This window comes from Nostoc sp., from assembly GCF_036919595.1.
Lineage (GTDB): Bacteria > Cyanobacteriota > Cyanobacteriia > Cyanobacteriales > Nostocaceae > Nostoc.
Genome location: NZ_JBALCO010000043.1, coordinates 24403 through 36468 on the forward strand (window position 1 = coordinate 24403; position 12066 = coordinate 36468).

Genomic DNA, 12066 nt, shown 5'->3' on the forward strand with positions numbered 1-12066 from the left:
AAATTACCTCCACACCAACTGTTTTAAACATCGTCATCAAAATCGGTCGAATTATCTGGCCCCTCATTTGGCTTTTCAACCGGGTTGTATGGTACATAATCAGTTGGGATCGCCTCATCATCTTCGCGCCCTCTTCGAGGAGTTGAGTCAGTGGGTGGACGACGCCTTCTTGGTCTGGGAGTGACATCATCTTCACGACTTTCAGGACGCTCAGACCCATTATTACTACGCCGAGAAGGTTTTCTGACTTCCCCTCCCGAACTTTCCCAATCATCAACTTCCCTAGATGAAGAACCCCAATTCTCTTCTTCAGAGCTTTCAGAAGGGCGATTCACTGGACGCCCAGAAGTCCGCCGCCGCGTTTTATCAGCTGGAGCCTGTCTTTCACTACTGCTGCTGTTACGGCGTTCTGTACGACGGGGGGGTTGCTCCTGGTAGTAGTCATCACGAGTAGAAATCTCATCCCTGCTACCCCGAATCCGGGGACGCACAGGGCGCTCCTCTTCTTCATAAGGTAATGGATCTAAGTCTGCATCCATCTCAGCTTGATACTTTCTGCGATCATTGTACGAATAGCGATCGCTAACCGGTCGGTCTTCATCCACAATCGGAGTGTTGCGCTTTGCTTGCTGGGTAGCTATACTCCGCAGGCGGATACTTTCAACTGCAAAAAATACAGTTGTGCCAACTAAAAGCAATTGACCAAATTGTAGAATCGGGTCTAGCCGCCATCCTTGAAACACGAGAATGAAGCCGCAGAGCAAGCCGACTGCTGCAAAAAAGATATCTTGATCCCGTGACAATTCTGGACGCACAGTGCGGAGAAAATACAGTGCTGCCCCAGCCACAGCCAGGAAAATTCCTAGAATACTGGCTGAGTTTGCCCCAAAATTTACCTGAGCCAGAAAGCTGGCTGAGTTCAGCCCAAAATTTATCATTGCTGTTTTCCCAATATCAAATCTATGTTAGCGAGTCACAATTAAAATCACTACTCTAATTAGTCACGATATATTGAAGCTTCAAAGCCTCTGGCAAAGAAGCTCTGAAGCCGTTCACCGAAAAATAAAAACACCTACTTCTATCAGCTACAACTGCTCCTAGCGGTAAACACTGCTGTTTTTGGTGCAATTAATCTAGATAGCTGACAGACAATCGATTATGAGAGTCAATTCAACTCTCATAAGCATTATGAACGCTGAATTTTATCTTTTTGGCTAATGAAAACTAGACCAACTATAACGGGGATCACAACAATTGCAGTACCCCATAGCAGACTCCAAAGAAAATTTGCTAAAGAAGGCGTCATACTTCTCAACCTTTTTTTACACACTTCATCCTAATTTTAATAGTGTATTACTTTCTTGAGAAGCCTCTAACTCGGAACTACTAAACTTGGTAACTGCTTTCACCAGTTGTTGAGTTAACCACGTGAGCAAGTTCACTTTTCTATTTCCGAAGGAAGTGACAGCATTTGGTTAAAATGATCATGAGAGTGCTTTACAAAGCTTAAAATTTTGTGGCGATGTCTACGACGGGCTACGCCTACGCGAACCTGAAGGGCTTGCCGTTGCCTAAGTTTTTTCTTTCTTTACAGATAGATAGTAGCTTAAACCGATGACTGGTGTTGACCTGACTGCTTGGATTCTTGGCCCTGTGTTAGGGCTGATGACATTTTTATTTATATTTCGGATCATTCTCACTTGGTATCCGCAAGTGGATCTGAATCGTTTGCCCTTTAATTTAATAGCTTGGCCTACTGAACCATTTTTAGTGCCCTTGCGAAAGCTAGTCCAACCTATAGGCGGGGTGGACATTACACCTATTATTTGGGTTGGTATCTTCAGCCTGTTGCGAGAAATCCTGCTAGGTCAGCAAGGATTGCTGACTATGCTATCTCGTGTTAATTAGGGATGGGGCATGGGGCAGAAGAATTTTAGATTTTGGATTTTGGATTTTGGATTGAACATCTAAAATCTAAAAGACGCTTGATAGCGCAGCGTAAAGCCTTCTCTACCAGAGGCTGCGCCCTAAGCGTAGCTATGCCGTAGGCTTTACGGCATGGCAACTCTTATAGACGCTCTTGCGTTCGCTTAAAGCAACTGTGCGTAGCGTCTGACTCGCTAATGCAAATCCAAAATTGAGGAGGCATTGGGCATAGGGCATTGGTTATTTCTCCCCTGCTTCCCTGCTCCCCTGCTCCCCCTGCCTTCCCACTCTCCACTCCCTTAACTGTTCATTTCCTGCACAAAATTTGTATAGACATTACCCTGCAAAAACTGTGGAGTTTCCATAATTTTTTGATGAAACCCGATGGTGGTGGGTAGTCCAGTGATGGCACATTCCCGGAGTGCGCGTTTCATGCGGTTAATAGCAGTGGGTCGATCTGGGGCCCAAACAATTAACTTGCCAATCAAGGAATCGTAGTAAGGTGGGATTTGGTAATCTGTGTAAACGTGCGAATCAATCCGAACACCAGGTCCTCCAGGGGGAAGATAGCCACTAATCCGTCCAGGAGAAGGGCGAAAGTCGTGATCGGGGTCTTCAGCGTTGATCCGGCATTCGATCGCATGACCCCGCAAAACTACTTGCTCTTGGGTAACCTTGAGTCTTTCCCCTTGGGCAATCCGAATTTGTTCGGCAACCAAATCTATTCCAGTAATCATCTCTGTTACAGGATGTTCTACTTGAATCCGGGTGTTCATTTCCATAAAGTAGAATTTACCGAATCTATCCAAGAGAAACTCGATAGTACCCGCCCCACTGTAGTTAATAAATTGGGCAGCTTTGACAGCAGCTTGTCCCATTTTCTCGCGCAGGTCTTGGTCGAGAGCCGGACTTGGTGCTTCTTCCAGTAACTTTTGATTCCGGCGCTGAATAGAGCAATCCCGTTCGCCCAAGTGGATAACATTACCATAATTATCCGCCAAAACTTGAAATTCGATGTGGCGGGGACGTTCAATAAATTTTTCAATGTAAACGCCAGAATTCCCAAAAGCTGCTCCTGCTTCCCCTTGGGCCGCCAGGAAAAGTTTGACAAATTCATCTTCAGAACGAACTAGGCGCATACCCCGTCCGCCGCCACCCGCTGTGGCTTTGATCATCACTGGATAGCCGATATCCTTGGCGAATTTTAATCCTTGTTCCTCAGATTCCACTAACCCCTCAGTACCAGGTACTGTCGGGACTCCAGCTTTTTGCATGGTTTCTTTGGCAGTGGATTTATCCCCCATCAGCTTGATAGCTTCTGGAGTTGGGCCGATAAAAGCAATATGATGGTCAGCACAGATTTCCGCAAACCGGGCATTTTCTGCTAAAAAGCCATAACCTGGATGAATGGCTGTCGCATTGCGCGTTAGTGCAGCAGCAATAATATTGGGAATATTCAAATAACTTTTACTGCTAGCAGGTTCGCCAATGCAAACCGCTTCATCAGCAAGTTGGACGTGAAGAGCATTACGATCAACGGTGGAGTGAACCGCAACTGTCGCAATCCCCATTTCTTCACAGGCGCGGAGAATGCGAAGGGCGATTTCTCCCCGATTGGCAATTAATATTTTGTCAAACTTCATTTTTTAGTTTCGATATCATTACCAGTAGATTGACATTTTCTCTGATCCAACTTGAAACGACGCTTTCGCATTATTTCAAATTATCACAGGAGATTCGCCACCCTGATTCTAAGCAAACTTTCATATTGCAACCTTGCTGCCTCTATAGGTCTTAATTACTGTAAGTCTTGGCTAGCTTGGCAAAATGGGCTTTTGCGATCGCACCGCACCTCATACAGTAGCTCTACCCTTTTTAATATCACTTGTGCAGAGGCTAGATTTCTGTCAGTCTGATACCGCCTTGAGGAAATTTATATTTTTGAGAAATATAACTTAGATATCACCTTACTATAATTATTTTCTTATGCTATAGTCTATGTTTAAACAACCCGTGCGGATGTGGCGGAATTGGTATACGCGCACGCTTGAGGTGCGTGTGGGCAATGCCCTTGCGAGTTCGAGTCTCGCCATCCGCATATTTTGTTTATTAGTCAAGGGTCAATAGTTAAGGGTCAAAACACCTTAGACTGTTGACCCTTAAATCTGAGTATAGCTCTGGTTTTTTATGCTTTTATAGAGATAGGTGAAGTTTTGTAAAAAGCATTGAGTATTACTTTTACGCCCACAAACAACTTAACACTGCCAGCAGCTTGGCATCGCCTCACTCCGATTTGGCAAGGAGGGGAGGAAATAATTCAACAAAGTTTACCTCATACTCAGCTAGCACCTGCTTGGCAGCTAATGCTTTTGGGTGACGGCTCTCCAACACGTCACCTAGAATTGCTCACAGGTAAGCCTGTAGAAGTAGATGTGATTGATATGTCATTGATTGGCATGGACTTGGATGGTGCGCCTGAGTTAATCCAAACTGTCCCAGGGCCACGACTACGGCGACAAGTATGGCTGCGTACTGCTTCTGGTCAACGATTAGCCTATGCTACTTCGTGGTGGGAAGCCAGTCATGTAGATGAATATTTGCAAAACCGTTCATTACCAATTTGGGCTAGTTTGGCTCGTCTTCGTACAGAGTTGTATCGGGATGTTAGAGGAATTTACTACGGCGACTCATCGGCGCTAGAATCTGGTTTTGATGTGACTGGGCCTTTTTGGGGTCGCCATTACTTGTTTTGGCATCATGGACAGCCACTGACTTTAATTTATGAAGTTTTTTCGCCTTATTTAACCAAATATTTGGGAGCTATGCAATTGAATTCAAAAAATCAGTAAAAAGCCTGAAGAGAATATTGCTTTTGAGTTTTGATTGCTATTTAGATAACTTAGTACTTACGCAAAAATCGCCGAAAAGCTTAATTTAGCGTAGACACGTAGTGGCTTGCCGCAGGCTACCGCCAAGATGAGAAGCAACTGGCAGCGGTATCGTAAAAGACCTATGAGTAATTTACCTACACAAGCGATGCCTATGGCAACCTGAAGCGGGAATGCCTAAAAGTAGAAACAGGAAATCCTAGATGAAGTATTTGAGATCGGTAAAAATCTAAAATAGAGTCATCCCCCAAAACCAACCATGATTCAACTCAAAACCCAACTCACCCTCGAAGAATTTCTCGCACTTCCCGAAGGAGACATCATCTCCGAACTCGTTGATGGAGAAGCTGTTCCCAAATTCAAAACCAATGTAATGTCACCAAAATTTTTTCATAATTCTATAACAGGTGCATTATTCATACTATTGTCTGCATGGGCGCAAGGAAAGGGACGAGTTGTAATTGAATGGGCAATTAAGCTAACACGAAATCAACAAGACTGGGTTCCTGTACCAGATTTGACATATATTTCTTATAACCGTCTTTCTGCTGATTGGTTGCAAAATGAGGCTTGTCCTGTTGCACCCGAATTAGTCATTGAAATTATCTCCTCAGGTCAAACTTTTAGAGAAATGACAGAAAAAGCAACTGATTATCTAAAAGCTAAAGTTCAACGAGTTTGGATTATTGATACTAGAGCAAAAACTATTACTATTTTTTATCCTGATATTCTCCCTCAAACTAAACGCGGTACTGATAGGTTAGAAGATTCCTTATTTGAAGGGCTAGAAATTACGCCTCAACAAATTTTCCAACAAGCAAGAATTTGCGACTGATGTTAGCAACAAAGGTACGAGGAAAGGTTTAATGAATACTGTTGTGCTAAATTTAGAACCGATTGCTCATTTAACTGATGAGCAATTTTATCAATTGTGTATTGCCAATCGTGATTTAAGCCTGGAAATGAATGCAGCTGGAGAATTAATCATTATGCCACCAGTTGGAGGAGAAAGCGCAAATCAAGAAGCTGGACTGATCGCTGATTTAGAAATTTGGAATCGTCAAGCTAAATTAGGGAAAGTTTTTAGTTCTTCAACTATCTTTATACTTGCCAACGGTGCAAAACGTTCCCCTGATGCTGCTTGGGTAAAATTGGAGCGCTGGGAAGCTCTAACGCCAGAAGAACGAAAAAAATTTCCGCCACTTGTACCCGACTTTGTGATTGAACTGCGTTCAGAGACAGATCGGCTTGCACCGATTCAAGAGAAAATGCAGGAATACATCAAAAATGGTCTGCGTTTGGGTTGGCTGATTAATCCTCAAGATGCAAGAGTGGAAATTTACCGCCTTTTAAAGGCTGTAGAAGTTCTGCAAATGCCAGCGATTCTTTCTGGAGAAGATATATTACCTGGATTTGAGTTGCAAGTATAGGCAGTCGATAAGCTTTCAGGGCATAGCTTTGCTTACCATATTGTCCATCTAAAAGATGCGATCGCTCATTAAAAATTGTAGCCAAAGTACTTCATATTCCTTTCTCTGAAACGAACAGAAGCTTTGCCAACCCAGAGTAATGTCAGCTAATCATGACTTGCAGCTTTGTCTAGTTAGTTATATTCTCAAATTGCTTGGACTAACGGATTTACTTGCGGAAACTTTCCGACTGAGGAATTAATCTTAGGGAAACGTCCTACGAAATTCAACAAAGCATGTTAAAAATGGTAACTGAGCCAAAAACACAGCTTTTTAAAGACTCGGGAAGGTTTATTACGGAAATATCATCTGTGTCTAGGATGGAGAAATTTATGCAGTTAACTGCCCTAGATAACGAGAAAGTTTTTGGTTAACTTAACCAATCAAACAAGTAATAAGTTTGCAAGTATAAGGTATAGGTTTCAATGGCACCGCCTCTTGTGTCTGTTCCGATGAAGAAAAATAAGAAACCGTCTTTGGTGCTGACGCTCTCGGCTGCTGGGTTATTGATTGGTGCAGGGAGCGCGGCATACTGGTTGTTAAGCCAAAGACAACTATCTTCTAACGATTTGCTAGTAGGTGCAAATATTATTCCTGGTGATGCCCTGTTTGCGGTTTCTCTGACAACAGATCCCCAGCAGTGGCAGAAATTGCGGCAGTTTGGGACAAGAGAAACCCAAGCAGAACTGGATAAAAATTTAGTACAATTGCGCGATCGCTTTCTGACTAATAATGGTTACGACTTCCAGAAAGATGTCGCTCCTTGGGTAGGCGATGACGTCACAATCGCATTTCTTGCCCCAGACACAGCGAGTAAACCTGCACCCAAACCAGTTGCTACCACCGATGAAGATACTGCTAACGATCAGCAGTCGATGGTAATGGTATTGCCAGTGAAAAATCCAGAAATCGCCAAAAACATTTTGGCACGACCGAAAACCCTTAAACAAGGCAAATGGATTGACCGTACTTATCAAGGAATCGCCATCAAACAAAGTGAGGGACAAGCAGGGGAGAACTTCTCAGCAGCATTACTAGATGGGCGTTTTTTAGTCATAACTGATAGTCCCAAAGCCACAGAACGAGCAATTGACGCCTACAAAAATAAAACATCCTTAGACACAACAGGGGGCTTTGCTGAGAATTTTCCGAAAATTGCCAATTACCAACCCTTTGCCCAGTTTTACGTAAATGTGCCAACAGCAGCCAAAATAGCCGCAGCTTCTCCAAACCGTCCTTTACCTGCTCAAGTTTTGGCTCAACTGCAAAATAACCAAGGTTTAGCGGGGACAATGACCTTAGAGCCAGAAGGAATTCGCTTAAAGGGCGTTTCTTGGCTAAACCCTAATAGTCAACGGGTGCTGGCGGTGGAAAACAAAGCTGGGAAAATGCAAAGCCGTGTCCCAGCGGAAACCTTAATGATGCTCTCTGGCGGTAACTTGCAGCGGTTGTGGGGAGATTACGTTTTAACATCTCAGGGAAATCCTCTCTCGCCGATCGCACCAGAACAGATCAGAGGTGGGATAAAATCTCTTACCAATCTCGATTTAGATAAAGATTTGCTCGATTGGATGAAAGGCGAATTTTCATTATCAGTGATTCCTACTACTCCAAAACAAGGTTCACCAGATGATTTTCGTGCGGGTTTAGTGTTCATGGTACAGGCAAGCAATCGCCAATCAGCTGAAGCATCCATAAAACAGCTCGATGAAGTGATGAGAAATCAATACCAGTTCCAAGTCAAACCGGGGAAAGTTACTGGTCAACCTGTTGTTAACTGGGTTTCACCCTATGGTACGTTAACTGCCACCCACGGCTGGTTAGATGGAGATGTCGCCTTTCTAGTAGTGGGCGCTCCGATCACTGATAAAATTGTTCCCCAACCCAACAACACACTAGCTAGCACTCTTCCCTTCCAACAAACAGTTCCTACAGAACCAAATCCGACAAATGGTCAATTTTTCTTGGATGTGGAACGAACTGTGAAAAATTTCCCTTTACCAACTCTAATTCCCAATCAAGAAACTTTGCTAGATGCAACGCGCTCAATTGGGATGACATCTGCTGTCAGCGACAGTCGCAGTAACCGTTATGACATTTTTATTGTACTCAAAAAAGTTACCAACATGACTACATTGCCTAGTCCAGAAAGGAGTAAGAGCAGTTCTGCTACACCATCCACAATTTCTCCATAACAGCAATTGGAAAAGTTAGGAGTTGTACCAATTCTCAAAAATATTGCTATATATCAATCTTCGCGTCTGGTGTGTCTTTACCTCAGAGCGATATCATCTGTAGTAACCTTAAAATGAAATGGTATTAAAAATAATTAATTCATAACAGACGCGATTAATCGCGTCTCTACTCCTAACTCATAACTTTCCCCTGTTTCATGACTCTGTAAGCATATAGGATCAGAACAGTCAGAATCCATATTTAAAATCATCCACGGAGAGAACACTTTATGAATCTAGTTGTACTCCAGAACTGGCTGGACAATGCTTCCTTTGCCATATTATTCCTGACAATGCTGGTGTATTGGGGAGGAGCGGCTTTTCCGAATCTGCCTTATTTAGCCGCTTTGGGCACAGCTGGGATGGCGATCGCTAATTTGTGCATGGCGACTCTACTAGGGGCACGATGGATTGAAGCTGGTTACTTTCCCTTAAGTAATCTATATGAATCTCTGTTTTTCTTAACTTGGGGAATTACTACAGTCCATCTAATTGCTGAAAGTAGTAGCCGTAGCCGCTTAGTAGGAGTTGTTACAGCTCCTGTGGCAATGGCAATCGCTGCTTTTGCTACTATGACATTACCATCCCAGATGCAAGCATCAGAACCCCTAGTACCTGCCTTGAAGTCAAATTGGTTGATGATGCATGTCAGCGTCATGATGTTGAGTTATTCTGCTTTGATGGTGGGTGCGTTATTAGCGATCGCTTTTTTAGTTGTTACTCGTGGTCAAAACATCCAACTACAAGGTAGTTCTGTAGGTACTGGTGGCTATCGCAGCAACGGCTACCGCTTACACAAAGCATCTGAGCTAATTTCTCAACCAGCCCCTTCTGCCGAAAATAACGGCTTTGCTCGTTTTGAAACTAGTAGCAACGGTAACGGTAACGCTAATACCGCTGTTTTGAATTTAGTAACTACCTCTGAGCCTCAAATAGCATCTGCCGAACCCCTTTCACCCCAGCGCCTTAGCCTTGCCGAAACCCTCGACAACATCAGCTATCGCATCATCGGACTAGGATTTCCCCTGCTGACAATTGGTATTATTGCCGGTGGTGTTTGGGCTAACGAAGCTTGGGGTTCCTACTGGAGTTGGGACCCCAAAGAAACTTGGGCATTAATCACCTGGTTAGTGTTCGCCGCCTACCTCCACGCCCGAATTACTCGCGGTTGGCAAGGGCGTCGTCCTGCAATTTTAGCCTCGACGGGCTTTGTTGTTGTTTGGGTTTGCTATCTCGGTGTGAATTTGTTAGGTAAAGGTTTACATTCTTACGGTTGGTTCTTTTAGTAACCGTTTAAATAAAACTACCTCACCCATGCTACCGCGCACCCTCCCCGATGCTTTGGGGAGGGGTAACGCGAGAATTATAGGCTAATTTACTGGACTTTAAATTATTACTGAATTGTTATTTGAGCAGCACTAAATCTATAAAATCATCATTTTGTTTCGGATGAACTGTTATATCTCTGGAAAATATAGATTTATTGACAGGAGATTTTTATGGAAGATGGATTCGAGAGACTAAACCATGATGAAGTTGTGTCTATAGAACCGGACACTTTTAATAAGTTAAATATTGCTAAAACCTTTAAAGTCCGTGATTTGATTACAGCAATTAAGGAATTTATTGGAGCAGAACAGACAGATGAAGTAAATTTGTATACCCAAGGATTAAATTGTGAAGTTTTGCAATTTAGTACTTTGGGATGGAAAAAAGGAAAAGTTAGACTTGCTTTAGAATTTTGTCCTGATGAATCTGAGTCACCACTTGATGAAATTTTTCAAAAACTAAAACAAGTAGAAAACGAATACCCAATAAGCGATCACACTAAAGTCTGAGAACCCTAGTCACTTTCTGCTAGTCTACGGTGTAAACACAAGTCTTGTAGAGTTGCGTCATAAGTTTTTGATCCTCCCAATCCCTTTTAAAAAGTTACGGTGTACATACAAGTAGGAAATATCTTACGAACCTGGGTTTAGACTCTCGTATTACCCCACCCTAACCCTCCCCTTAGAAAGGGGAGGGGACTAGATTTCCGATCTCCTCCCAATACATCCTACGGTGTACACACAAGTCTGAAGTAGTTTACGAATCTGGTTTTATACCCCACCCTAACCCTCCCCGTATGTATTGGGGAGGGAACTGGATTTCCGGCTTCCCCCCTTTACAAGGGGGGATTGAGGGGGGTAATTTAACTTGTGTGTACACCGTAGCCAATACATCGGGGGATTAAGGGAGGTAATACGACTTGTGTATACACAGTAGCCTTAAAAAGGGGGGCAACAACAAGCACAACTTGCCCAACAACGCGCCCAATTATTAGCAGAAAGATTAAGATCGCTCGGTGTAGATCCTGATTCTCTCACCTAAATTGCTGTAAAGACTCATCCACGAGTATCAAAGACTCATTCGCGAGTATAAAAGACTCATCCACGAGTATCAAAGACTCGTCCACGAGTATAAAAGACTCATCCACGAGTATCAAAGACTCGTCCACGAGTATCAAAGACTCGTCCGCGAGTATCAAAGACTCATTCACGAGTATCAAAGACTCGTCCGCGAGTATCAAAGACTCATTCACGAGTATAAAAGACTCGTCCACGAGTATAAAAGACTCGCTCACGAGTATCAAAGACTCATTACAGTAGTTTTCATTTATTTAAACCGCACTCTTGCATTCTTGTCTGTGCCTCTGCATGAGACAAAAAATCTTTCGGTATTGTTTCAACACCAAGCTGTAATTAAGAATTACGAATTAGTTGCAATAACCGCCTCAGAATAAATTCTGAGGCTAATAGTTAAATTTGTCTAAAGACGACTGGTAAAAAATTACAGTCCACTTGAGTGGACTTAGGCTATGAGCCTAGAAATTTATTTCTGGGCGGGCGATGGTGCTAATCGAGAATCGTGCAAGATATAAGCTAATCTTCTTCACTCTCTACTTTCTGCTGCACTTTAGCAAGACTTGCACTCACACTTTCAGCATCCGGTGACTTCAATCGCTGCAAAATCTCTAAAGCTGGTTGCAAATAGGATATCGCTTTAGTGTATTCACCCTGTTGTTCTGCCAAATCTCCTAACCTCCGCAGAGTCATTGCTTGAATTCGGACAGCACCAATGCGTTGACTTATTTCCAAAGATTGATTGTAGAGTGCGATCGCTTCATCCACATTCCCTTTGTTGGCGTAGATATTTCCCAGTTGGTTCAACGTCGCCGCTTTGCCTTCGACATCTCCAATACGTTCATTTATTTCCAAAGACTGATTGTAGAGTGCGATCGCTTTATCCACTTCCCCTTTGTTGGCGTAAATATTTCCCAGTTGGTACAACGTCGCCGCTTTGCCTTTGACATCTCCAATGCGTTCATTTATTTCCAAAGACTGATTGAAAAGTGCGATCGCTTCATCCACATTCCCTTTGTTGGCGTAGATATTTCCCAGATGGTACAACGTCTCCGCTTTGCCTTTGACATCTCCAATGCGTTCATTTATTTCCAAAGACTGATTGAAAAGTGCGATCGCTTCATCCACATTCCCTTTGTTGGCGTAG

General features: G+C 43.2%; 12 protein-coding genes and 1 tRNA gene. 8 read left to right on the forward strand and 5 right to left on the reverse strand.

The features are described from left to right. Positions 1–23: 23 nt before the first annotated feature. Both V7K21_RS06230 and psbX read right to left on the reverse strand, forming a co-directional pair. On the reverse strand, positions 24–938 hold the full coding sequence (locus V7K21_RS06230) for a Ycf66 family protein (protein ID WP_335172505.1): 915 nt from the start codon (positions 936–938) through the stop codon (positions 24–26). 248 nt (positions 939–1186) lie between these two features. Further along, a complete protein-coding gene (gene psbX, locus V7K21_RS06235) occupies positions 1187–1306 on the reverse strand; it encodes a photosystem II reaction center X protein (protein WP_273766886.1) in 120 nt (39 codons plus the stop codon). Between the two features lie 308 nt (positions 1307–1614). Between psbX and V7K21_RS06240 the strand changes: the two genes are divergently transcribed. Next, positions 1615–1908 (forward strand): YggT family protein, encoded by a 294-nt coding sequence (locus V7K21_RS06240; RefSeq protein WP_229462437.1) that lies wholly within the window; start codon positions 1615–1617, stop codon positions 1906–1908. Between the two features lie 317 nt (positions 1909–2225). On the opposite strand, the gene accC is transcribed toward V7K21_RS06240, so the two are convergent. After that, positions 2226–3569: an acetyl-CoA carboxylase biotin carboxylase subunit gene (gene accC, locus V7K21_RS06245; protein ID WP_335172507.1), complete on the reverse strand. Its 1344-nt coding sequence runs from the start codon at positions 3567–3569 to the stop codon at positions 2226–2228. A 372-nt stretch (positions 3570–3941) separates the two neighbouring features. On the opposite strand from accC, the gene V7K21_RS06250 reads away from it, so the two are divergent. The 7 genes from V7K21_RS06250 (at position 3942) to V7K21_RS06280 (ending at position 10355) form a co-directional block, all read left to right on the forward strand. Continuing rightward, positions 3942–4024 (forward strand) — tRNA-Leu (locus V7K21_RS06250). A gap of 127 nt (positions 4025–4151) precedes the next feature. Beyond that, positions 4152–4775: a chorismate lyase gene (locus V7K21_RS06255; RefSeq protein WP_335172510.1), complete on the forward strand. Its 624-nt coding sequence runs from the start codon at positions 4152–4154 to the stop codon at positions 4773–4775. 298 nt (positions 4776–5073) lie between these two features. Next, on the forward strand, positions 5074–5649 hold the full coding sequence (locus V7K21_RS06260; protein WP_335172512.1) for a Uma2 family endonuclease: 576 nt from the start codon (positions 5074–5076) through the stop codon (positions 5647–5649). Between the two features lie 31 nt (positions 5650–5680). Next, complete coding sequence (locus V7K21_RS06265; RefSeq protein WP_335172514.1) at positions 5681–6244, forward strand: Uma2 family endonuclease; 564 nt, start codon at positions 5681–5683, stop codon at positions 6242–6244. 464 nt (positions 6245–6708) lie between these two features. Further along, positions 6709–8478: a DUF3352 domain-containing protein gene (locus V7K21_RS06270; protein ID WP_335172516.1), complete on the forward strand. Its 1770-nt coding sequence runs from the start codon at positions 6709–6711 to the stop codon at positions 8476–8478. Between the two features lie 269 nt (positions 8479–8747). Continuing rightward, positions 8748–9803: a c-type cytochrome biogenesis protein CcsB gene (gene ccsB / locus V7K21_RS06275; RefSeq protein WP_335172518.1), complete on the forward strand. Its 1056-nt coding sequence runs from the start codon at positions 8748–8750 to the stop codon at positions 9801–9803. A 213-nt stretch (positions 9804–10016) separates the two neighbouring features. Continuing rightward, positions 10017–10355, forward strand: a complete 339-nt coding sequence (locus tag V7K21_RS06280; protein ID WP_335172520.1) for a KGK domain-containing protein — start codon at positions 10017–10019, stop codon at positions 10353–10355. A gap of 524 nt (positions 10356–10879) precedes the next feature. Here the strand turns inward: V7K21_RS06280 and V7K21_RS06285 are convergent. Then, complete coding sequence (locus V7K21_RS06285; protein ID WP_335172522.1) at positions 10880–11140, reverse strand: hypothetical protein; 261 nt, start codon at positions 11138–11140, stop codon at positions 10880–10882. Between the two features lie 298 nt (positions 11141–11438). Further along, positions 11439–12066, reverse strand: a 628-nt coding sequence (locus tag V7K21_RS06290) for a tetratricopeptide repeat protein (RefSeq protein WP_335172524.1), incomplete at its 5' end; no start/stop codon positions are given.